At 31.5% G+C, this 24,591-nt stretch carries 28 protein-coding genes; 1 reads left to right on the top strand and 27 read right to left on the bottom strand.

Going from position 1 to position 24,591, the window contains the following annotated elements:
- Positions 1–75: 75 nt before the first annotated feature.
- The 12 genes from BN1865_RS18890 to BN1865_RS01000 form a co-directional block, all read right to left on the bottom strand.
- Complete coding sequence (locus BN1865_RS18890; protein WP_255351743.1) at positions 76–201, bottom strand: hypothetical protein; 126 nt, start codon at positions 199–201, stop codon at positions 76–78.
- A gap of 39 nt (positions 202–240) precedes the next feature.
- Positions 241–1,125, bottom strand: a complete 885-nt coding sequence (locus tag BN1865_RS01050) for a hypothetical protein (protein WP_050635410.1) — start codon at positions 1,123–1,125, stop codon at positions 241–243.
- Positions 1,126–1,636: 511 nt separating this feature from the next.
- Positions 1,637–2,821, bottom strand: coding sequence for a nickel pincer cofactor biosynthesis protein LarC (gene larC / locus BN1865_RS01045; RefSeq protein WP_050635409.1), 1,185 nt, complete (start codon positions 2,819–2,821; stop codon positions 1,637–1,639).
- Positions 2,821–3,567: a nickel pincer cofactor biosynthesis protein LarB gene (gene larB / locus BN1865_RS01040; protein ID WP_050635408.1), complete on the bottom strand. Its 747-nt coding sequence runs from the start codon at positions 3,565–3,567 to the stop codon at positions 2,821–2,823. The genes larC and larB overlap by 1 nt, the downstream gene beginning before the upstream one ends.
- A complete protein-coding gene (gene larE / locus BN1865_RS01035) occupies positions 3,551–4,333 on the bottom strand; it encodes an ATP-dependent sacrificial sulfur transferase LarE (RefSeq protein WP_050635407.1) in 783 nt (260 codons plus the stop codon). Before larE ends, larB begins: the two co-directional genes overlap by 17 nt.
- A gap of 9 nt (positions 4,334–4,342) precedes the next feature.
- Positions 4,343–5,284, bottom strand: a complete 942-nt coding sequence (locus BN1865_RS01030) for an ABC transporter substrate-binding protein (RefSeq protein ID WP_050635406.1) — start codon at positions 5,282–5,284, stop codon at positions 4,343–4,345.
- A 15-nt stretch (positions 5,285–5,299) separates the two neighbouring features.
- Complete coding sequence (locus BN1865_RS01025) at positions 5,300–6,067, bottom strand: ABC transporter ATP-binding protein (RefSeq protein WP_050635405.1); 768 nt, start codon at positions 6,065–6,067, stop codon at positions 5,300–5,302.
- A gap of 17 nt (positions 6,068–6,084) precedes the next feature.
- A complete protein-coding gene (locus BN1865_RS01020; protein ID WP_050635404.1) occupies positions 6,085–7,110 on the bottom strand; it encodes a FecCD family ABC transporter permease in 1,026 nt (341 codons plus the stop codon).
- Between the two features lie 92 nt (positions 7,111–7,202).
- Positions 7,203–7,601 (bottom strand): DUF3842 family protein, encoded by a 399-nt coding sequence (locus BN1865_RS01015; protein ID WP_050635403.1) that lies wholly within the window; start codon positions 7,599–7,601, stop codon positions 7,203–7,205.
- A gap of 138 nt (positions 7,602–7,739) precedes the next feature.
- Complete coding sequence (locus tag BN1865_RS01010) at positions 7,740–8,864, bottom strand: aldo/keto reductase (protein WP_050635402.1); 1,125 nt, start codon at positions 8,862–8,864, stop codon at positions 7,740–7,742.
- Between the two features lie 209 nt (positions 8,865–9,073).
- Positions 9,074–10,729 (bottom strand): DAK2 domain-containing protein, encoded by a 1,656-nt coding sequence (locus tag BN1865_RS01005; RefSeq protein WP_050635401.1) that lies wholly within the window; start codon positions 10,727–10,729, stop codon positions 9,074–9,076.
- Between the two features lie 12 nt (positions 10,730–10,741).
- Positions 10,742–11,098, bottom strand: coding sequence for an Asp23/Gls24 family envelope stress response protein (locus BN1865_RS01000; RefSeq protein WP_028042319.1), 357 nt, complete (start codon positions 11,096–11,098; stop codon positions 10,742–10,744).
- A gap of 303 nt (positions 11,099–11,401) precedes the next feature.
- On the opposite strand from BN1865_RS01000, the gene rpmB reads away from it, so the two are divergent.
- Entirely contained in the window at positions 11,402–11,587 is a 186-nt protein-coding gene (gene rpmB / locus BN1865_RS00995; protein ID WP_028042320.1) for a 50S ribosomal protein L28, read from the top strand.
- 97 nt (positions 11,588–11,684) lie between these two features.
- Here rpmB and BN1865_RS00990 read toward each other — a convergent pair whose 3' ends face one another.
- From BN1865_RS00990 to holA, 15 genes are all read right to left on the bottom strand, one after another.
- Positions 11,685–12,401, bottom strand: coding sequence for a hypothetical protein (locus BN1865_RS00990; RefSeq protein ID WP_050635400.1), 717 nt, complete (start codon positions 12,399–12,401; stop codon positions 11,685–11,687).
- 64 nt (positions 12,402–12,465) lie between these two features.
- Complete coding sequence (locus BN1865_RS00985) at positions 12,466–13,539, bottom strand: C45 family autoproteolytic acyltransferase/hydolase (protein WP_050635399.1); 1,074 nt, start codon at positions 13,537–13,539, stop codon at positions 12,466–12,468.
- Positions 13,540–13,663: 124 nt separating this feature from the next.
- Positions 13,664–14,788, bottom strand: coding sequence for a molecular chaperone DnaJ (gene dnaJ, locus BN1865_RS00980; protein ID WP_050635398.1), 1,125 nt, complete (start codon positions 14,786–14,788; stop codon positions 13,664–13,666).
- Between the two features lie 49 nt (positions 14,789–14,837).
- Positions 14,838–16,658 (bottom strand): molecular chaperone DnaK, encoded by a 1,821-nt coding sequence (gene dnaK / locus BN1865_RS00975; protein WP_050635397.1) that lies wholly within the window; start codon positions 16,656–16,658, stop codon positions 14,838–14,840.
- A gap of 20 nt (positions 16,659–16,678) precedes the next feature.
- On the bottom strand, positions 16,679–17,239 hold the full coding sequence (gene grpE / locus BN1865_RS00970) for a nucleotide exchange factor GrpE (RefSeq protein ID WP_050635435.1): 561 nt from the start codon (positions 17,237–17,239) through the stop codon (positions 16,679–16,681).
- Positions 17,232–18,272, bottom strand: coding sequence for a heat-inducible transcriptional repressor HrcA (hrcA, locus tag BN1865_RS00965; protein WP_050635396.1), 1,041 nt, complete (start codon positions 18,270–18,272; stop codon positions 17,232–17,234). The genes grpE and hrcA overlap by 8 nt, the downstream gene beginning before the upstream one ends.
- A gap of 115 nt (positions 18,273–18,387) precedes the next feature.
- Positions 18,388–18,792 (bottom strand): hypothetical protein, encoded by a 405-nt coding sequence (locus tag BN1865_RS00960; RefSeq protein WP_050635395.1) that lies wholly within the window; start codon positions 18,790–18,792, stop codon positions 18,388–18,390.
- A gap of 24 nt (positions 18,793–18,816) precedes the next feature.
- A complete protein-coding gene (locus BN1865_RS00955) occupies positions 18,817–19,047 on the bottom strand; it encodes a hypothetical protein (RefSeq protein ID WP_050635394.1) in 231 nt (76 codons plus the stop codon).
- A gap of 539 nt (positions 19,048–19,586) precedes the next feature.
- Positions 19,587–19,835 (bottom strand): hypothetical protein, encoded by a 249-nt coding sequence (locus BN1865_RS00945; protein ID WP_050635392.1) that lies wholly within the window; start codon positions 19,833–19,835, stop codon positions 19,587–19,589.
- Positions 19,836–19,864: 29 nt separating this feature from the next.
- Complete coding sequence (locus tag BN1865_RS18250; protein ID WP_157844065.1) at positions 19,865–20,041, bottom strand: hypothetical protein; 177 nt, start codon at positions 20,039–20,041, stop codon at positions 19,865–19,867.
- A gap of 390 nt (positions 20,042–20,431) precedes the next feature.
- Complete coding sequence (locus BN1865_RS18885) at positions 20,432–20,566, bottom strand: hypothetical protein (protein WP_255351742.1); 135 nt, start codon at positions 20,564–20,566, stop codon at positions 20,432–20,434.
- Between the two features lie 75 nt (positions 20,567–20,641).
- Entirely contained in the window at positions 20,642–21,250 is a 609-nt protein-coding gene (locus BN1865_RS00940) for a hypothetical protein (RefSeq protein WP_050635391.1), read from the bottom strand.
- Between the two features lie 54 nt (positions 21,251–21,304).
- Entirely contained in the window at positions 21,305–22,390 is a 1,086-nt protein-coding gene (hemW, locus tag BN1865_RS00935; protein WP_050635390.1) for a radical SAM family heme chaperone HemW, read from the bottom strand.
- Positions 22,390–23,595: an L-serine ammonia-lyase, iron-sulfur-dependent, subunit alpha gene (locus BN1865_RS00930; RefSeq protein ID WP_050635389.1), complete on the bottom strand. Its 1,206-nt coding sequence runs from the start codon at positions 23,593–23,595 to the stop codon at positions 22,390–22,392. The genes hemW and BN1865_RS00930 overlap by 1 nt, the downstream gene beginning before the upstream one ends.
- The gene (gene holA / locus BN1865_RS00925; RefSeq protein WP_050635388.1) at positions 23,583–24,560 is read right to left on the bottom strand and encodes a DNA polymerase III subunit delta; all 978 of its coding nucleotides are present in this window, start codon (positions 24,558–24,560) and stop codon (positions 23,583–23,585) included. Before holA ends, BN1865_RS00930 begins: the two co-directional genes overlap by 13 nt.
- Between the last annotated feature and the right edge of the window lie 31 nt (positions 24,561–24,591).

Below are 24,591 nucleotides of genomic sequence, written 5' to 3'. Positions count from 1 at the left end.
AAATGGAGAGCCGTATGCATTGAAAGGTGCCCGTACGGTTCGGGAAGGGGCGAGGTCTTCTAGACTTCGCCTATTTCATTTCATTCCTTCTTGTCTTGTTTCATTAAGTTCCATCGCATGAAAGAATTCCTTTTCTCTTTCCTCCAGCAACTCTCTAATTAATGCTCCATCTGATTTAAACATTTCATAGCTTATTTCCATATGCCCAATCATCCTTTCTTTTAAACTTTAGCATATCGCTTAATTATCTTGCTTAAACTGTTCAACTAAACTTTCATAGGATGCATTACTACTAATTAAAGATAAAATTTTTATCAATTCTTTCTCCTGACATTGACTTAACCACTTGTTAGCATCTTTGTGGTATTTTATCATAATCAAATTATTTATTGTTTGAATTATCCCTTCTTTTTTCCCTTCTTGTCTTGTTTCATTAAGTTCCATCGCATGAAAGAATTCCTTTTCTCTTTCTTCCAGCAACTCTCTAATTAACGCACCATCTGCCTTAAACATTTCATAGCTTCTTTCCATATATTGAATCATTTCCTCCTTTTCTTCATATTTAATGTTTTCTACTGTATTGTTTGCCATAAGATAGATGACTGCTTCAAACTCACTTAGTTTCCTTTGTCTCGCTATTTTGTTTATCGCTTTGAGATTCACATAGTAGATATGTATCACACAGTCTCTCATCTGCTTTCCATCTTCATATCTCAGGGTTCCATGATTGATGAGATGAACATTATCTTCATTGATGAAGATAATCAGATAGAACTCCTTGAGCTTGCCATAATCCTTTTCTCCATCTGCCAGCTGTATCACAATGCTCTTGCATGCATAATACTGAAACCTTTTGCTGAGAAAGGAATTCAATATTGTATTCTGCATCTCCATATCTACCTGATAGCCATCCTTTGTGATTAAGGTATCCATGATGATTCTCTTGTCAGTCTTGGACAGAGTTGTCAGTTCTGTATTGCTGATTCTTGCATCAGTCATATCCAGATGAGTGATATTCTCTATCAGGAACTTTCTGAATCTAAAGGCATCCTGATGCCCACTGCCACAGTAGTATTTAAAAAACAGGTCTTCCTTATAATCAAGTGCTAATTTAACTGCTTCCATTATTTACCCTCCTATTATATATATACGCAAAAAAAGGAGGAATTTCTTTTTTTAATGGAAACATTTTACAATTTTATTATATAATTGCATATAGCAATTGTCAAACATCATGTCAAGCTCTATTCAATATTATACATCTATAATAATCCACGACTATCAATAAAGTTTGTTCTATTGAACAGAGAATGAGTAAACCCATAATCATCAAAATAATGCATTATATTATTCTTACTCATAATCATATATGTTTCAATATCTAGGATTTTATTAGCCTTGTTAAAGAATATCAATTCAAGAAGTTCATATAAGTACGATTTAGAACATGCATTGTTTCGTGAACTGAAGCAAAGTTTTGAAAATCCATTATGAAATCATTCTATATAAAATAATTTACAGTTGTGACAATGAAGTTAATGTGCAGGAATGGTAGTTTAATATTGAGGGTAAAATAACGATATTAAAGTTAAAAACGAAGCACTAAAGTCGCTTCGTTTTCAATCAATAATATGTATTATTTTTGAGTTATTTCTTTTATAACTTCTCTAATAGAAAGATTTGTTTGCAGTGCAATTTTTTTAATATCTTCAAATTCAGGATACTCATATATTTGTCCATTGTGCTCACAACATTTAAAATGAACTGTTCCAAGTGAGGTTTTCATTTCTTTGATTTGTCTTTTTAAAACAAATCTTTTTTCATATCGGTAACGTATTCCAATGGTTGTTGTTTCTTGAAAGATAATATTTTTTAATTTATCTAATGTATTATGTTGACAAGATACAGTTAAGCGATAAGCTGGGCGATTTTTTTTCATAAAAATAGGTGTAAAGAAAACATCAAGAGCCCCTGCATCAAATAACTTTTCCATCGTATAAGATAATATTTCACCAGTACAATCATCAATATTTGTCTCCATGACAATGATATCATCATTCTTTTCTTTTATTTCACCCATTGTAACTTTTAAAACATTAGGAATTTTTAAATTCTTTGTCCCACATCCCCAACCAACATGTTGAATATTCATAGCTGGCATTGGTCCATATTCACTGGCTAATTCAGCAATAATTGCTGCACCTGTAGGTGTCACTAACTCAGTATCAATATCAATTTGACGTGAAATAACATCACTAGCAGCAAAAATTTCAGTTGTTGCAGGTACTGGTACAGCAATTGTTCCATGTGCACATTCAATAAAACCATATCCATCATTAACAACACTACTGTAAATCACATCTGGTTTGATTTCTTGAATAAGAATAGCAGTTCCAATAATATCAACAATCGAATCAATTGCTCCTACTTCATGAAAATGAACATTCTCTAATGATTCATGATGAACCTTGCTTTCAGCCAAGGCAACTCTTAAAAATATTTTCTTCGCCAGTTCTTTTGTTGATTCATCAAGCAAACTATTATCAATGATTTGATTGACATCAAATAAATTGCGATGTTCATGGTGATGGTGATGCTCATGATGTCCAACATGTTCATGATGATGTTCTAAAACAACATCAACGTGTGTTCCAGTTATTCCATTTTTAACTTGTGTTGTTACATCAATATGGTAACCATCCACATTTAATTTTTGAAGTTCATTATTCAATATTTCTTTATTATCAACTAATTCTAATAATGCTCCTAAAGTCATATTTCCACTAATTCCACTACTACAATCAAAATACAATGCTTTCATTATCTCTTTCCTCCTAAACAATTAATAGAATGAGCCATATATCCAGCTCCAAATCCGTTATCAATATTAACAACACTTACACCACTAGCACAACTATTCAACATTGATAATAATGCTGATAATCCCTGAAAATTCGCTCCATATCCAACTGATGTCGGAACAGCAATAACTGGTTTATCAGTCAAACCACCAACAACAGAGGCAAGTGCTCCTTCCATTCCAGCGCAGACAACCACCACATTGGCATCTAAAATACTATCTAAACGTTGAAACAAACGATGGATCCCTGCCACTCCAACATCACTGATAAGTGTGACTTCATTTCCTAAAAATTGTGCAGTTACATACGCTTCTTTAGCAACTGGTAAATCTGAAGTTCCAGCACAAACAACAACAATTTTACCTTTATTTTCAATATGCGGATTTTGATTATATGTAAAAGTATGTGCCATGGAATCATATTCAAAATCAGGATAAAGCACTCGCAAATATTCATACTGCTGCTTACTTATACGTGTTGCCAATATCATATCAACATCATGATCCAACATATTTTGAATAATGCCTGCAATCTGTTCCTGACTCTTCCCCGCTCCATAAATCACTTCCCCTACACCTGTACGCTTTTGTCTATCAAAATCAATATCTGCATAATCCATTGGATGATCAATTAAATTGACAGCGTCCTCAATTGTTATTTGATTGTTTTGAACTGCTTCTAATATTTCCTTAACTTTCACGATCATATCCTCCACTCTTTATACCTTCTAAATCTAGCGTTACATATCGAAAACCCAATGCTTTTATTTTCTCAACAACATCTAGATGTTCTAACATTATCTGAAAATGACATGGTTCCATTTCTATACGTGCCAACTCTTCTTGAACACGAACTCTCACATGATGAATTCCTATTTCATGCAAAATTTTCTCAGCCTGATCAACGAGATTTAATTTTTCCACAGTCAATCTTGTATGATAATCAAATCGAGAAGCTAGACAGGCATTCGCAGGCTTATTATAAGTTGGAATCTGCCATTTTTGAGAATACTCTCTAATTTCCTGTTTACTCATGTGGCACATAGCCAAAGGTGATAAAATACCTAACTCCTGACATGCTTGAATACCAGGGCGATAAACCTTTTGATCATCACTATTTTGACCATCTAAAATATATTGATAATCATATTTTCTAGCCACTTCTATAACTTGAGACATAATCATTTTTTTACAGTAATAACATCTTTTTTTATCATTTTCTCTAAACGCTTTAAGACTAAAAACATCTACCTCTATTTCCTGATATATTACATCTTTTAATAACTGATGGGCATCTTCATAATCATCTTTTGGCATCATTGCTCCATGACATATAATAGCCAAAACATTCTCTTTACCTAGCACCTTAATAGCAGTTGCCAATAAAAAATTCGAATCACAGCCACCACTATATGCAATTGCAACTCTTTTATAACTTTTTAAAATATTTTCTAAATTTTCATATTTATCCATAATAATCTCCTAAAACAAATCAGGATAGAATCCCTTGGCAAGTGTTTCAACTGCATACGCCATACGATCACCTGGCAATACACTTTCTAAAGCAATAGAAACAATACGATTATTTTTAACACAATCTAATTGAGACAAGGCAGGATCATTTTTCATTTCAGTTATTTTTTCCTTTAATGATGGACTATCATAATCATGCACAACAATCACATCAGGTTGTCTTGATAAAACCTCTTCACTGCTAACTGTTACCCATTGTGCATCTTGAAGATCATTAAAAATATTCTGACCACCTGATTGTTGAATTAACAAACTTTCAAAATTTGTTCCACTACATGTAAAGACACCATTACCCCCACTATCATAAACCAATACCTTTAATGGCTTTTGCTTAGACACAATATCTTGAATATGTTGAATACGTTGTTTTTGTTCTTTAATAAATGCTTCTGATCTTTCTTCAATCTGAAAGATTTTTCCAAGATCACTTATTTCCTGATAAATTTCTTCTAACGAAGAGGCACTATTGACATATGCCTTGATACCAAATTGAGACAATTCATCAAGGCTCAGTGCTTCATCACCAAATTCCCAATCAATACCATATATAAAATCCGCTCCACTTGTCATCACTGCCTCACGTGTTGCTGATGAATAATTGAGTTCTAATATTTTATCATAAGCTGCTTTATATTCAGCAAGTGGACCACGACTATGATTATCTAATGAATTACCAATAATGTAATCTTCTAATCCTAATGCACAAAACAATTCGCTGCAATTTGGGCCTAATGTTAATACTTTTTGTGGTACTTGAGTGATTTCTAATGTTCTACCATAATTATTAAATACCAATTTTTCATTGTTGTTTTGGTTAGATTGATCTGTCTGTCCACACCCTACAAGTATGATGAATAAAAATAGACTCAACCCTAATTTTACAATTTTCATAATAATCTCCTTTTTCTATATCTGTGGCAAAAATGTAATATGTGGTTTTTGTGTTAATGGATGGATACAAACATCTGAAAAAACATGAAATACATCATAAATCATTTGGGATGTCAATATCTCCTCAGGCTTACCACTATCATAAACTTTTCCATCTTTTAATACATAAATATAATCACAATACTGACTTGCAATATTTAAATCATGAACTGCTGATAATACTGTGAGACCTAAACTTTTTATTAAATGAAAGATTTGTAATTGATAATAGATATCTAAATGATTCGTTGGTTCATCTAAAATCAAAATCTCAGCATTTTGACATATTGCTCTTGCTAATAAGACACGTTGTTTTTCTCCACCAGAAAGTTCTGTATAATTTTTCTTTGCTAAATGACTTAACCCAACTTGTTTTAAAGCTTTTGATACAGCTTCTTGATCTTCCTGATTATCAAGTTCAAATAATCTTTTATAAGGTGTTCTTCCCATTTTAACAATCTCTTCAACTTTAAAATCAAATGCAATCTCATGTTCTTGACCAACAACAGACATCAATTGTGATGACTTTTTATAATTCATTTGATTTAAAAATTCATCATTTAAGAGAATAACACCTTGATCTGGTTTTAAGACACGATAAATATTTTTCAACAAAGTTGATTTTCCACTTCCATTAGGACCGATAATCCCAACAAAACTTTGGGCATCAACATGAAGATTCAAATGTTCTAAAGTTTGTTCTTGATTATATTGAAAACTTAAATCTTTAACTTCTAATTTCATAATACTATCTCCTACTGTCATTGTTTCTTACGTAATAATAAAATAAAGATGGGTCCACCAATGATTGCTGTTAAGATGCCAATGGGTAACTCTTCAGGAGCAAATAGCATACGCGCAATAACATCTGTCCAAATCACAAGAATTGCTCCTAAAATAGCACTTAATGGTAATACTTTTCGATGATCACTTCCTACCAGCAGTCTTGCAAAATGTGGACACATTAGACCAACAAAGCCAATTGTTCCACTGACTGCAATTGTCACACCAGCCAACAGTGAAGAAATAAGAATGAGTAACTTTTGCATACGTTCTACATGAACTCCTAATGTTCCAGCTGTGTTTTCTCCTAGCAATAAAACATTCAAAGTTCGATAATGAATCATTAAGATAAACATACAAACAATGATAGTAATAAGTGGTAATGTCAAATACTCCCATTTTGCTCCTGCTAAACTTCCAGACATCCAAAATTCAGCATTATGTAATCCTAGTGCATTAGGCGCACTCAATGTAATCATTTTGGTAATTCCATCCATAATCATTGAAATTGCAACTCCTGACAATAAAAGTTGAGTCATGTTTATTTTTCCTCTTATTCTAGATAACATATAAACAAGAACAATCGTAACAACAGCACCAATAAAAGCACTTAATGACAAGCGATAAGTACCTAAAAAAGCAAATACCCCAAATAACATATCCAAAGTTGCAAATGTAGATGCCCCTGAAGAGACTCCCAAAATAAAAGGATCAGCCAACTGATTTCTAACCAATGCCTGCATACTCACTCCACATATAGCAAGTGATGCCCCCACAATCGCCCCTAATAATACTCTTGGTAAACGTAATAAGATAATTGTGTTTTGTTCAATTAAAGTCCAGTCATGTGGAAACAAATTATCTCCAAATATCTGATTACCAATAATATGAAAGGTTTTACCCAATGATATTTTAACTGGTCCAAGACCAATAGCTATCATTATTGATAAAAACAAAATCAAGATTAATCCAATAAAGATAACTTTTAAAGATATTTTTTTCATCTTCTCCCCCTCTTACACCATAAAAAAATCGTATACATTAATAACGAAAACAGTTTCTTTCTGTTTTATCGTTACTTCATGTATACGATATCTTATATATTTAATAAGGCCACAAGTTCTTCAATATATTGTGGAATTGTCTTAGAAACAACACCGACAACATGAGCACTGCATTTACTAATCGGAATAAAATACTTTTGTGCTTCACTCTCACTAACTGCCTGAGCAATAGCTGGTGTAATTTCTCCATACATAGAATTTGCAAAAGCAATTCCTATAGGACCAATCACAATATCAGCATGAATAACATTATATATCACAGCATTTTCTCCTGTAGCAATAATATCTGCTCCGCCTTTTTTGAGATTCGTTGTCGCAATACTATTGGTTCCAACACCAATAATTGATATGTTAGGATATTTTTCTTTTAAAGCCGTAATAACACTGCGACCAATGCCACCACCTTGACCATCAACAACAACAATTTCCATTGACTCCTCCACTTTTACGTTATCTATAAACTTCATGTTTATAATGCCTCATGCAAATAACGTTTTTCTTGTATGTGACTACTATATCACCTAGAGTGTACTCTAAGTCAATACAAATTGAATATTTTTTTATCTCTCTTATGATTCAAAATGGTTAGCCACATCTTTTAAATATTCAATAATTGGCAAATGTTGTGGACAAACACTTTCACATTGACCACAGCCAATACAATCGCTAGCTTTTCCAAAAGTCTTTGTTAAATTTGCATAATATTCACCCTGAGGTGTCCATCCTTTTTCTGCCACTTCCTGTAAATCTGCATTATACAATGAGAAATATTTAGGAATAGCAATTTTCATTGGACAGCCATCAACACAATAAGCACAACCAGTACATGGAACTGTAATAGTAGAATTAATAATATCAACAGCCTTATTAATCAATTGATACTCTTCTTCTTTTAATGGTTGAAAATCACTCATATAATGAGTATTATCAAGCAATTGTTCCATAGAACTCATACCACTTAAAACCATCATGACATTATCTAAACTAGCAGCAAAACGAATAGCCCATGATGGAATAGACATATCTGGTGCATACGCATTATACATTTTTTCTACTTCTTCAGGTACTTTTGCTAATGTTCCACCTTTCACTGGCTCCATAACAATCACGGGTTTCTCATGCTTTTTAGCCACTTCATAGCACTGATGTGACTGCACTCCAACACTTTCCCAATCCAAATAATTAATTTGCAGTTGAACAAATTCCATTTCTGGATACGCTGTTAAAATTTCATCTAAATATTCAGCATCATCATGAAACGAAAATCCCATCTTTTTCACAAGTCCTTGTGCTTTTTTCTCTTTTAACCATTCATAACAATCTAATTTTTGAAAAATTTCATGAGAATGATGATTGATATCATGTAATAAATAATAATCAAAATATTCAACTCCTGTTTTTTGAAGTTGTTCATTAAAAATACGATCACGATCTTCCTTTGTTTCAATAAAACCCGAATGAAGTTTGGTAGCTAATGTATAAGCATCTCTTGGATATCTTTTTACCAATGCTTCTTTGGCTGCATTCTCACTAGCAAAACCACAATACATCCAAGCTGTATCAAAATAAGTAAAACCTCTCTCAATAAATGTATCAACCATTTGTTTGGTTTGTTCAATATCAATTTTTGATGGATCATCAGCATCTAAAGATGGTAATCTCATTAATCCAAATCCTAATTTTTTATTACTCATATATACTATTTCCTCCCCAATGTCATTATTATACAGCTTAGAGTTAACTTCAAGTCAAGAAAAAATTTCATTCAATCCTCAAGTTATTATTCATATCATAGACACTATTATTAAATCTAAATTCATTAATCAAACTTTAAATGTAAAATCTTTTTTTGATTAATAATCTAAAATAGAAAAAAGTACCCGAAGGTACTTTCACATTTTTGTTATTCAACACCGACAATAAATGAATATACTGGTTGTTTTCCATTGACACATTCTAATTCAGCATCAAAATTTTCTTCAACATATTCTTCTATCACAGAGATTTCTTCATCTGTAACATCTTCACCATAAATTAACGTAATGATTTCAGAATCATCATCAACTAATCCTTTTAATGTTTCTTTTAAAGCATCTAGTTTATTAGGGACACATGCAGTAATACTCTTACCACATAATGCCATATATTGATTAGCTTTAATATCAACACCATCAATGTTTGTATCTTTAATTGCAAATGTCACTTCACCCGTTTTGACATTCGCAATTGCTTCACTCATTTCTTCAATATTTTCATCTAAAGACACTTCTGGATTATACATAATACATGCAGATAATCCTTGTGGAATTGTTTTAGATGGAATCACTTTAACATCAACTTCATCTTCTAAAATAACAGCAGCTTGTTGAGCAGTCATTACAATATTAGAATTATTAGGTAAAATAATAACATGTTTAGCATTGACATCACGGATTGCCTGAACAATATCCTCCGTTGAAGGATTCATTGTTTGACCACCACTCACAACATAATCACAATGTAATTCTAAGAACATATCTTTAATACCTTCTCCAGCTGCAACACTGATAATCGCAACTTCTTTTGCTTCTCTTTCAGGTACAACAGGTGTAGCCTGTGTAGCCGGTGCTGCATTAGCTTCCAAAATTGTATTATGTTGTTCTTGCATGTTTTCAATCTTTAATTTGATAAACTCACCATAACGTTGAGCAACATTTAAAGCATTTCCTGGTTTTAATGTATGCACATGAACTTTAACAATATCTTCATCCTGTACAACAACTATACTATTTCCAGGTAATCTTTCTAATTCATTTCTTAAACTTTCTTCCTTAAATGCTTTGATCTTACCTGGATCTAATCTAAAGATAAATTCTGTACAATAACCATATCCTTCTTCACCATCAGATTCAATATCAACCAATACATCTTTTGTTGTATCACCTTTAATTTCTACACGTTCGATTTCTTCACCAGCTAATGCTGCCATAAATCCAGTAAAAACTAAAAGCAATCCAGCACCACCACTATCAACAACTCCAACTTCTTTTAAAACTGGTAAAAGTTCAGGTGTTCTTTCTAATGATAGTTCTGCCTCTTTTACAAAATAAGAGAAAACATCTTCAATTTCCATATCATTTTGGGCATATTTAACAACTGCATCACTTGCTTCTCTAATAACAGTTAAAATAGTCCCTTCAACTGGACGCATAACAGCTTTATATGCTACTTTTGCACCATTTTTAAAAGCATTTGCTAACTCTACAGCATTGACTTCTTTTTTTCCTTCAAAGGCCATAGAAACACCTCTAAAAATCTGTGATAAAATAACTCCAGAGTTTCCTCTCGCTCCCATCAACAAACCTTTAGACAATTTCTTTGCAACCTCATAAATATCAGCTGAATCGATTTTTTCAATTTCATTTGCTCCAGCACTGAATGTCAATGACATATTTGTTCCTGTATCACCATCAGGTACAGGGAAAACATTTAATGCATCAATTTCAGGATGATTATTATGAAGTACAATTGCCCCCGTCACAACCATCTTTTTAAACAGAATACCATCTATGCTCTTCATGTTCAACCTCCATTAATCTGTTACACGAATGCTTTGTACAAAGACATTCACTGCTTCAATATCGACATCTAAAGTTGTTTCCAAAACATATTTCACTTTCTTTTGGACCTCATATACAACTTCAGAAATTTTAACACCATATCCTACAATAATATATACATTGAGAATAATTCCTGTTTCTCCATCTTCAACAACAATTCCTTTAGAATAATTATCCTTTCCTAACAAATCATAAAAACCATCCTTCATAATTTTCTGACTTGCCATACCGACAACACCATAACATTCTGTGGCAGCACCACCAGTAATACTAGCGACAACATCTAATGAAAGATTAATATCACCTAAATCAGTTGTTTTTTTGATCATACCTATTCCTCCGATCTGATTAAACTTATATATAGTTATTTACATTATATCTCATTTTTAAATTATTGACAAACATTTCACACATAATGCATACGAATTATACCCTAGTTAAAATCACTTGTAAATGAAAATCACAAAAAAATATTGAAATATTCACATAAATCCGCTATGATGAATATGTTTAATAAAAAGCAAAGCAAAAACTTTATTAATAAAAAAACGAAAAAAGGTTTGCATTTTTTAATTATTAATGATATTATACTAAAGTATGTGAAACACAAGGTGTAAAGGATGGTGAAAATAATGGCTAGAAAATGTGAAGTTAGTGGTAAAGGACCAATGTCTGGTAATACTCGTTCTCACGCATTAAACTCTTCAAGAAGAAAATGGAATGTCAACTTACAAAAAGCTACTATTTTAGTCAATGGTAAACCAAAGAAAGTAAAAATTTCAGCGAGAGAATTAAGAAGTCTTAGAAAAAGCGCTTAATTATAAAGATTGCATCCTTACGGATGCTTTTTTTATTTATTCTCATACGCATAGTTTATTCTATGATTTCTCTAATCCTTACATTCCATTTTTTTACTTAATCCTCCCACCTTCTTGGTCTTTCAAGACGGGGAGGAATTTTTGTTTGACGATTTCCTATCATACCATTTAACTGAATCTGTGTTAAAAATAAACTTCGGCTCAAATCAGCATTTTCAACCTTAGCATCTCTTAAATCAGTTCCTAAAAACACATAATCACAGCAATCTTTCCCCCGAAGATCTTCACCTATCATGATTTTCATACTCATATCATGAGTATATTGCTGACATATCTTTTTTAATTGTTGACTTACTTTTTGGTGATATTTTTCTAAATCAACTTTTATATTATTAAAAATATTTTCTCTGATTTTTAAATTTTCCAAAATTAATTCTTTTAATTGAGAATTATGATGAAGATAGTAAGCCTCAATTAAATAATTTAGCATCTGTTGAAGTTGCATAATCGTCTGAAAAACTTCAAAGATCTCCATTATGTTTTCACAGTGACGCCATGATGGTAACCTTTGTGAAACAATTTGTCCTGCACCAAAACAATCATAAATCATACAGCCTTTCATCTTGCGCTCTTTAAGTGAATCGTAAATATGACACTGATTATTCTCTAATAAATAATGGCATGGTTTTCCTGCCATTTTATTTTCTGGAAAACCATCTATTTTAGAAAAATACAAGGCGACACAACATAAACCATGACACTGATGACATCTGATTTTCAAACTCTCTTGTAATTGTTCAATATTTAATTCCATAATCAAACTCCTTTATCTCATTATACCTAAAGCAAAAGAAAAAGTACAATATAAACAATTGTACTTATTTCAATGAAAATTCATGCGCTGGCTGATCATATTTTCTTCCCATAACAATTTTTGCTGTTAAATCAGTATTATTATAAAGAACTGACCATTGCGTTGCACTCTCTTCACCACGATCATTTTTATGCCAATCAGATGATGCCGCCTGTAAAATATCCATACCTGCCTGTTCATCAGTAATAACACCTTGGTTCTTATCTAATATATTTTTCATAATATCATATCTATCTTGACCCATTCCAAAATCATAATCACCTGGTGTTAATAAAAAGTTTGTCGCCATCTGATAAGATTGCTTAGCATCAACTACACTTATTTCATTATCAATATATTCAACAACAACGCTTTTCCCATTAGCATCAGCAATCTGGAAATGATAAGAACTTTTAGCTGAAGAATGCATATCATATTGTTTTAATAAAGCAACTGCTTCATCAACAGTCGCTGCCTTATCTAAGACAAGTCTTACTGCAGTCGTTGTTGTGATATCAACTTTATCAGTCTGTTGATTAGTGGCCTCATCTGGTATCAATAATACACCAATTGATAAACCTTTTTCATTCAACCCATCTAAAGGGGCATATGGTGCAGCCAATGTTGTGATTTGTTTCATTAATGAATCTGGTTGTCTTTCCTTATTAAATCCTAAAAAGCCCAAATTAACAATTGACATAGATGCATAACCATTATCTGGTTGTGTTTTTACAAATAAGGCTGGTGAATATGTTAAATCAAAATTTCTACCGAAAACTTTATCTCCATCTTGAGTCTGTGCATTAAATGTTGAACATCCCAAATTTGGTATTGAAAATTCAACTGGCAATCCTTTCAACAATTTTTTAACAACAAAGTCAACCAATTCTCCATCATTACTTGCACCTGTCTTTAAAAAATCATCAAATCCATAATCACCATCATATTCCATTGTATACAAAGTATACTCATCAATCTTTTTTAATGACATTAAAGATGATATTTCATGTCTAAACATACCATAAATGATACCTGCAACAACAATCACAATAACTAATAATGCAATCAAAACTCTTTTGACTATTTTCTTCCAATTCATACTTTTCCTCCATTACGCAACGGATTGTATTATAACAGAGAACTTAACTTTGTCAATATACTTCAATAAATTTAATTAAATTTTTATAAGTATATATTATAAGAGATAGAAATCATATTGACTTCTATCTCTTAAAACCTTTTTTAAACTGATCAAAAATCGAATCTTTTTTACCAGCTTTTTTTAATTTATTAAATAAATCTTTTTCTTCTCGTGATAATTTCGTAGGAATCTTCACATCAATCTTAACATATTGATCACCATAATTATCACTACGTAAATCTTTAACACCTTTACCTTTCAAACGTAAAGTTGTTCCTGGTTGTGTTCCTTCTGGTACTTTTAATGAAACATCTCCATTAACTGTTGGAACATCAACTTCACATCCTAAAGTTGCATCAACTGCAGAAATTGGAATTGTGATATAAATATTTTTCCCATCACGTTGGAAGTGATGATGTGGTTTCACATAAATTTCTACATACAAATCACCATTTGGTCCACCATTAGCACCACGATGTCCTTTTCCCTGAACACGTAATTGTTGATGAGTATTAATTCCAGCTGGTATATTTAATTCAACTGTAATATTTTTATTGGTATATCCATTACCATGACAATGAGGACATTTTTCCTTAACAACTTTTCCTGTTCCATGACAATCTGGACATGTTGTCTGATTGACAAATGTTCCAAATGGTGAACGTTGTTGTGTACGAATTGTTCCTGTTCCACCACATTTTGGACATGTCTGATAATCATTTGGTGTCTTCGCACCTGTTCCTTGACAATGTGTACATTGTTCATCAAAATTAATTTTAATTTCTGTCTTTTTACCTTTAATTGCATCCATGAAATCGATTTCCAGTTGGACATAACGATCTTCACCACGCATTGGACCAGTTTTTCTTTGACGTTGAGACCCACCACCAAAGAATGATCCAAAGATATCACCTAAGTCAACATCCTCAAAGCCACCAAATCCTCCAGAGAAGCCTCCAGCACCACCAAAACCACCAGTCTGATCAAATGCAGCATGACCATAACGATCATATGCAGCCTTTTTATTGTCATCAGACAATACATCATAAGCTTCTTGGACTTCTTTAAATTTTTCTTCAGCTCCAGGATCTTTATTGACATCAGGGTGATATTTTTTAGCCATCTTACGATATGCTCGTTTTATTTCATCAGCACTTGCACTCTTAGAGACACCAAGCACCTCATAATAATCTCTTTTTTCAGCCATATTCTCACCTCTTGACTAGATAAAACCAAGGCAAAGCCTTGGCTTTATTTTAATTTTTTTCTGTAAAGTCTGCATCAACAACATCGTCATCATTAGAAGCAGTATTTCCTGCTGCATCACCTGTTGGATTAGCTCCTTGAGATTGTTGATATTGATATGATGCCATTTGTTGAGCAACTTGTTCTAATTCAGACATTTTTGCTTCAAGTGTAGCCATATCGTTATCATCTAAAGCCTTCTTTAATTCATCTTTTAAAGCAGTTGCTTGAGCTTTTTGATTTTCATCAATCTTATCACCTTGTTCTGCTAATGCTTTATCAATTTCATTAATCATTTGTTCAGCTTTATTTCTTGTTTCAATATCTTTACGTTTTTGTTCATCATCAGCTTTATGTGCTTCTGCTTCTTTTACCATTCTATCAATTTCTTCATCACTTAAACCAGTAGAGTTTTGAATTGTGATAGATTGTTCTTTTTGTGTTTTCATATCTTTTGCTTTAACATTAACAATACCATTAACATCAATGCTGAATGTAACTTCAATTTGTGGAACACCTCTTGGAGCTGGTTCAATACCATCTAACTTAAATAAACCTAATTGTTTATTATCTTTAGCCATAGATCTTTCACCTTGTAATACGTTGATATCAACGGCTGGCTGATTATCTGCAGCTGTAGAGAAAATTTGTGATTTTGTAGTTGGAATTGTTGTATTTCTTTCAATTAATACAGTCATAACTCCACCCATAGTTTCAATACCTAATGACAATGGTGTAACATCTAATAAAACGATATCTTTTACATCACCAGAAATAACTCCACCTTGGATAGCAGCACCCATAGAAACAACTTCATCAGGGTTCACTGATTTATTAGGTTCTTTTCCTAACAATCTTTTTACTGAATCTTGAACAGCTGGAATACGTGTAGATCCACCAACTAATAAAACTTGATCAATTTCACTTGCATTCATACCTGCATCACTTAATGCTTGTTTAACAGGTCCTTCAGTACGTAATACTAAATCTTTTGTTAATTCATCAAATTTAGCTCTTGTTAAAGTTAATTCCAAGTGTAATGGTCCAGCAGCACCAGCAGAGATAAATGGTAATGAGATTTGTGTCTGCATCATACCAGATAAATCTTTTTTCGCTTTTTCAGCAGCTTCTTTTACACGTTGCATAGCCATTTTATCAGCACTTAAATCAACACCTTGGTCTTTTTTGAATTCAGCTACAATCCAGTTCATGATTTTTTCATCAAAGTCATCTCCACCCAAATGATTATCACCAGCAGTTGCTAAAACTTCAAACATACCATCAGCTAAATCAAGAATAGATACGTCAAATGTACCTCCACCTAAATCATAAACCAATACTTTTTGTTCTTTATCTAATTTATCAACACCAAATGCTAATGCTGCAGCAGTTGGTTCATTAATAATACGTTCAACTTCTAATCCAGCAATTTTACCAGCATCTTTTGTTGCTTGACGTTGTGCATCATTGAAATATGCAGGAACTGTAATAACTGCTTTTGTAACAGTTTCACCTAAATAAGCTTCTGCAGTTGCTTTTAAGTTTTGTAAGATCATTGCAGAAATTTCTTGAGGTGTGTATTCTTTACCATTTACATTTTCTTTATAGCTTGTTCCCATATGTCTTTTAACAGACATAACAGTATCTTTGTTTGTAACAGCTTGACGTTTTGCAGCTTCACCAACAACGATTTCTCCATTTTTGAAAGCAACAACTGATGCAGTTGTTCTTAAACCTTCAGGATTAGCAATAACTTTTGCTTCTCCATTTTCCATAACACTAACACATGAGTTTGTAGTACCTAAATCAATACCAATAATTTTATTTCCCATAAAATTCATCCTCCTTATATTTATTCATTGACTTTTACTAAAGATGCACGAATAACGCGATCTTTCAATTTGTAACCTTTTTGAAGTTCTTCAACCACAATGTTATGACCATAATTTTCATCATTTGCAGTCATAACTGCTTGATGGAAATTAGGATCGAATTCCTGACCTTGAGCTTCAATCACTTCTACACCATTCTTTTCTAGGATAGCCATTAATTGATCAAAAATCATTTGATATCCCTTTAAGAATGTTTGAATCTCCTCACTTGGATTTTCTACATTTAAAGAACGTTCGAAATTATCAACAACTGGGAGTAATTCCTCGATAAAAGACTGCATCATAAATTTCAATGAATTCTGATGTTCTTTTTCAAGTCTTCTTTTCAAGTTTTCCATGTCAGCAAAGACCTTATAATAATCTGTCTTCCATGTATTCACTTCTTCTTCTAGTTTAGCCAACTGACTATCTACTGATTCATCTTTTTTGTCTGCTTCTGCTGTCTCTTCTAATGTTTCATCAACAGTTTCTTCCTCAACATCCTTTTTCTTCTTTTCTGCCATTCTTTCACCTCTATTCATCATTTTCATCATCCTCTTCACTTAGCAGCACTTGCTCTAAGCTTTCTGAAATATACTCAACTAAAGAAACCACCTTTTCATAAGGCATACGCGTCGGCCCAATGACAGAAATTGATCCTTTAGACTCATTGCCTGTTTTAAATGATGCAGATATAACAGATACATCGCTCAAATCTTCTATTGGCGACTCACTGCCAATTCTCACACTGACACCTTCTTCTAAAGCAATTGGCTCTAAACTTTTCCATGACTGCGAATTTTCAAAAGCTGTAACCAAACGTCTCAACTTATTGACATCGTTATACTCAGGCTGATATAACAAATTTTCTTTACCCGAAAAATAAACATTACTATTCGCAAATTTCATGAAAGCTTCTAAAAATGCATTAAATAGAATCTCATGTTCTTTAATTCTTGCACTTAAGATTGGCTTTACATCTCGCTCTAAACGAAATGCCACCTGATTGATGGGCGTTCCATCCAATAATTCGTTCATGACATTCACACAACTTCTTAAATCTTCCAAATAAGCATTGTTTTTAACATTAAAGTTACGATTTTCAACATGTCCCTTATCAGTTACGATAATTGCTGTTACACTATGTGCAGTCAACGGAACAAGTGTAATATTCTGTAAATGTTCATAACCCGAATCCGGTCCTAAGGCAACTGTTGTTAAATGCGTTAATTCACTTAACATTTGACAACTTTCTTGAATAATTTCATTCAACGAACGATGCCGGTCACCTAAAATCGTTGCAACTTGATTTTTCACTTCATCATCAACATTTGGTTGCATAAGTGTATTCACATAGAAACGATAACCTTCTGTTGAAGGAATTCGACCTGAAGATGTGTGTGTCTTCTCTAAATATCCATGTTCTTCAAGGAAAGACATTTCATTACGTATCGTTGCACTTGAATAAGGCAGCTGATACTTTGCCATCAATGCCTTCGACCCAACTGGCTCGGCTGTTTCAACAAACTCTTCAACAATACATTTTAAGATAAGTAATTGTCTAGCTGTTAGCATACTCCAACCTCCTTTTAGCACTCTTTTTCCTTTTGTGCTAATTACATTATACTCATCATTTTAGCACTGTCAACCCTTTTGTGCTAAAAAATAAAAATAACTGAATCCAATTCAGTTATGATTTTGAAATACAAATATAGACAACACTTAGTAAAACATAAACAATTAAAAATAACACATTTCTGATATATGTTTTTATTATTTCTTGATGTTGCTTTTGGTTATAAGGCAAACTATCTTTTGACATATGTTTTAGATTCACATACATTGTCTTTCCAAACAAAACCCAAGCAATAAGAATATTGACAATAATTGAACTCACTAATTCAAACCAATCATAAGGTTGCTTTTTTGTTGTAACAATAAAAACATTCCATAATAGCACACTTATAGTCATTGTCACAAAGTTAATCATTTCTATTTTTTTACATTTCAATTGCTCTGCTCTTAAATCACTATAGATAATATATCCCAAAATCAGATAAATAATTATCATACAAACCGAAAACAAAATATTCATTGTTATCCCCCTCCAATAAAACAACTATAAAAAAGGAAAAATAATATCTATATATTCAATAATTCTTTGGCGATGTTTTTTAGATAACCCAAAAATAAGAATTGTTATACCAACAACATACATCCAACTTAACATTTCTATCACTTCTAATATATGACTTGGATAAACTCTCGAAAAATTGAATATGCCCAATCCAATTGCAACAAAAAATAATATTTTATCACTTAAAATGAACAACTTCTCACCTTTTTTCATAGTGCATACCTCCTAAACAAATCTATTTGATATTTCCTTGAATCAATGTAGATTTCTAAATAGATTCTATAATTCCTTAATTGATTAGATAAATACAAATATTTAATATTACTACTATCAAAAATATTTATTTTAAATAGTTTTAATAACTAAGATTCCTTATTATCTGGCACTTTATTTAAAATATAGAACAATACAGTTTCTATCAAAAGAGATGTAATGTTAAATACATTTAAATAAATACCATATACAGATCCAGGAGTATCATTTAAAAATGATACAATATTGACCATGAGTACAAAACAAATAATTGTTAGAAAGAAAATTAAAAGTTTTTTACTTTTCATTTAAAATTGAATCCTCCCATTAAAATCCTTTTATCATATCTATCTAGTGCATATGCAATTGCTCCACCATATTAAAATTTAATAATATCGTTATAAAACTAGCAACTGAAGAAGCCATGCCAGTATAAATTCCAACTTTAGTTATTGCACTAGTAATATATTGTTTCATTGTTTTCTTTCCGAAAAAGTTCACTAAAGTTTTGTACCCCATCCACCGACTAAATCTACAGGTAACAGCAGCTTTACTACATCAATAACACGCCCTGTTGTGTTTCTACTCCAATTTATACCATAACTACTCTCTAAATACATCATCTTTTCTTCTTCAATTTTTATATAATTTCTTGGCAAATTTATTATTAATTCCAAAACATTTGCATCGTTTTCTTTACCAAAATTTATATAAAATAGAGTTGGTGTATACTCTACTTTATACCACATTAATTCTTAAAACTCAATAACTCTAATAATCAGTCTAGACATATTTCTTTCTCATAGACAATTCTTGCAATGACTAGCATTGATTTTATCGCATTAATCTTTGTACCATCTGTAAAATGAAGCTGTTTATTGTCCAAAGAAACAAGATATTTATATAATACAAGATTCCCTTGTTCTGTTTCTTGTGTCAGTGTCCCTGAATCCATAGAAACAAGCGTCTCACTTAAGATTCCATACTTTTGGATATTGACTCCATTAATAGCAACTTTGATATTGATGTTTGTATATAGGCTTCTACAATCATTTGATCATCTTTGTTGGTACTGATTTCAGCGACTGTCTGACCTTTTTGAATCGTACCCCTTCTTTAACTGTAAAAAGATAATGAACTTATCCATCTTATGACTGATAGGCTTTTAACTATCTCTTAAATTCTACTAAATTAATTGTAAGGTTGTACGTGTATTTCCTGTTTCACTAATTAATTAAATTTTTGTTTGTTCTACCTGTGGAGAAGATTTGTGGATTTTAAGATATTACCTAAATATCAAAAAAGAATTATAATCTCATATCATAGACTATAATTCTTAAAGAGGTTATTTATTATTGATTTTTAATTCATTGTCTTTCTTTTTTTCATCGTCATGCTTTTTAATAACTTTTATTTTAAAGTAACAAACACCTATAATAATCATTGCCAAAACATTCAAAATGAGTGAAACTAAATTCATAATATCCATTTTAGAAATCATCATGTATTATCCTTTCTCATAAATCATTTCTTTAAATGAAAAATAATAACTTACCTAAAAATGATCAACTAAAGATAAATAGAGATCATGATATTGATAGCGTACTTCAAGCGAACCACCTTTTCCTATATTTTCAATTTCAAATTCTAATAAATCCTTACCCTCAATGAACATATTCATATCAGATTGTTTTAAAAAAAGAGCGCGAAAAGTAATATAGTTTTCTTCATATTCAAAAAAACAAAAAGCCTTCTTCTTCATTGTTTCATGAGTATCTAATAAATAATTTAAAGTCTCTACAAAGCAATCAATATTTTCACACTTAATTTCCTGAATCCCTATAATCATCACTGGAAGAAAATGACTATGTGAGATTTTAAAATATATTTTTTGATGGGATGAATCTTTTGGATAATCGACTTTTACAAAATAAATAAGCAAACCTTGATAAAAAATTAATAATATAAGCATTCCTAAATCTAAGACTTCATTTTCCATAAAATAACGAACTGTTATCCATATCAATATCATTTCTATTATTACAAAATAATATTTTATCAATTGAAAACATATATTTCTCACACCAAAATAGATAATAAAAAAACAGCTGACAATCAATGCTCCATTTAAAAATCCACTTAAATCATTCAGTATTTCTCCCATCATTAACCACCTTTTATTAATTTTGATACTTTGAAAAATATTTTTTAATTCTGATCAATCTAAAAAATCAACAAGAATTGTATTAAGATAATTCATTCCTAAAGATGTTGTTGTTAAGTAACCATCTTTTATTTCTAACATATTATAATGAAGATATTTTTGAATAGGTGTTTCAAATCGAATTAAAAAATCAATATCAAACAACTCATTCATCTCAGCAATGCAAATACCTTCAGTTAATCTTAGTCCCATCATGATTTTTTCGAATAATTCATCATCTTGTGAGAGTTTAATATCTTCAGATAAATAGTAATGGTTAAGATACTGAGTTAAACTTTTCGTATTTTCTAAACGATGATGTTTCTTTAGAGAATGGGCAGATAAACCTATACCATCATAATCCTGATAATGCCAATAAACCAAATTATGTAAAGATGGTTTTCCTTTATAATAATTACTCACTTCGTAATGAGTAAAGCCAATCTTTTTTAGGTTATCATTAATATACTGATACCAATAAGCATCCTGCTCATCATCCAAGGGCTGATAATTTTGATGATTAAGTAATGTGTGTTCTTCCAATATTAATGAATAAATAGAAACATGTGAAACATCTAAACATCTTATTTGCTCAATATCTTGTTGAAGATCATGAAGTGTCTGATGAGGCAAACCATAAATCAAATCAACATTTATATCTTTAATCCCTTTTTGTTTAGCAAGCGTTATCAATTGAATTGCCTGAGAAGCAGCATGATATCTTCCAATATGTTTTAAAAGATCATCATGAAATGTTTGAACCCCAATACTTAATCGATTCACATGATATTGTATAAACAAATCCAGTTTTTCTTCATCCATAGATTCAGGATTCACTTCAATTGTGAATTCCTTTATGGAATGACTAAGTGGCAGCAAAATATCAAATAACTTTTGAAGTTGTATTAAATTTAATGAACTAGGAGTTCCGCCACCAATATAAATCGTATCATAATCACCATTTAATCCTTTATCAGATATTTCATAAGATAAAGCATCTAAATATTGATCAACCCACTCTTCTTTATAAAAAACTTTACAAAAATCACAATATGTACAAATATGATCACAAAAAGGAATATGGACATAGAGTGATTTCATTATAAACCAAATTCCTTTGCTAAACCGCCTAATGAAGTTTCTTTATAAGCACTTGATAAATCTTTTCCTGTCTCTTTCATTACTTTCACAATCGTATCAAATGACACCTTATTTTTTCGTAGATATCCTAATTGCTTTGCCATCATAGCAGCATCTAAAGCACGCAAAGACCCATAACCATTTCTTTCAATGCATGGAATTTGTACATAACCACCAACTGGATCACATGTTAATCCTAAATTATGTTCAAGTCCCATTTCAGCAGCATATTCAATTAGAGAATTATTTAATTCATAAATCCAAGCCATGGTTGCAGCTGCCATTGCACAAGCTGTTCCTACTTCCGCCTGACAACCCCCATCAGCACCAGAAATCGTTGCATTTGTTTTCACGACATTACCAAACAAACCACCAACAGCCAATGCTTTAATTAAATCCTTTTTCTCAATATGTAATTGTTTATAACAATAATATAAAATAGCTGGCATAATACCACTAGCTCCACATGTTGGAGCTGTTACAATTTGACCCCCATCAGCATTTTCTTCAGCAACTGCATATGCATAACTAGAAATAAATAATCTTTCTCGATCTGCTTCACGACGTGTATTTTGTGCTTGTTGAAACATTGATTTTGCTACTCTTTTTAATTTTAACTGGCCATGGATAATGCCTTCTTTTTTAAGTCCATTTTCTACACTTTGAAACATCGCTTCTAAAATCGTTGAAAGATAATGATCAAAATCTTCACCTTCATTAACCAAAACATATTCATATAATGAAATACCATGGGTATCTACATAATTTAAAATTTCATCCATATTTTTTTGTTGATAAACCTGTCTTGGCTTTTCTTCCATATCACCTTTAAAAAGAATAGATCCACCACCAATTGAATACACTTCAATTGCTTTTATTTCCTGATCATCCTGATTATAAACATGAATAATCATACCATTAGGATGATAAGCTAAAGCATCACTTTTAAATGAAAAAGTAACAGGTTTAGGAGCAAACGTTTTTTCAATAATAAAATCAGTTAAATGTCCCTTCCCAGTTAAAGCTAAAGAGCCGTGTAAATCAACATGAAAACGCAAAGCATCTGGATATAACTCTAAAATTCTTTGGGCTGCTCTTTGGGGCCCCATTGTATGGGAAGAAGAAGGTCCCACACCTATCTTATATAATTCTCTTAATGATTCCATTCACTATTTCCTCCTAAACGCATTAAAAATAATTCTAATCCTCGATATCTATCAATCTTACCAGTCTTAATCTGAACATCAAGTTCAGATAATTCATCAATTTTCTTTAAAAGTTCCTGGATATCATAATCTTTTCCATCTTGTCTAACATATTTAAGTCGATATGGATTTAAAGATAAAATTTGACCAATTTCTCGATCATTATATCCTTTACGATCTAATAATTTCACTTGATATAATAAACGCATAGAATTGGCAATTAAAACAATCAATTTAATCGGTTCTTCATTATTCATTATTAAATCCTTATAAATTTGAATACTTTTGGCTAATTCTTTATTGAGTATTGCCTTTGTTAATTCAAAAACATTTTCTTCCACTTGCTTAACAACCATAACATCAATAACTTCTTTTGTAATATGATTGGTATATAGACAGAGTTTATTAACTTCCTGTGATATTTCTAATAGATCACTGGGCATACGTGATAAAAAAAGTTCTAAAGCATCTTCTTCTATCTCACAATGTCTACTCTTAATTGCTTGTGCAGTGACTTTATATAATTGATGATAATCCATCTTTTCAACATCAATAAATTGTGTACTTTTACGAATCGTTTTGACAACTTTCTTACGCTCATCAAAGTTTTTCTGATCATGATAAATAACAAAGACAGTTGTTGGATTTTCTTGTGATAAGTATTTTAGAAACATTTTGATATCCTCTTCACTAACATCTTTTTGTTTTTGAGTTGTTAAAAAAAGAGGATTTTTAACAACTATCATCTTATATTCAGTTAAAAAAGGTGGTGTTAAAGCATCCTCAATAATAGCAGACATAGGTGTCTCATTACACCAATAGGTCATCATATTCATTTCTTCTTCATGAATATGATATTTCTTTTTCAATGCTGTTAACTTTTGTTCCATTAAAAGTTTCTCTTCACCATAAATCACATAATTCATTTTGACCACCTCACTTTATTCATTATACATG

The organism is Candidatus Stoquefichus sp. SB1, from assembly GCF_001244545.1.
GTDB lineage: Bacteria > Bacillota_I > Bacilli_A > Erysipelotrichales > Coprobacillaceae > Stoquefichus.
Note: the sequence above shows the minus strand (reverse complement) of the source record. Positions and strands in the feature narration are given on the sequence as shown.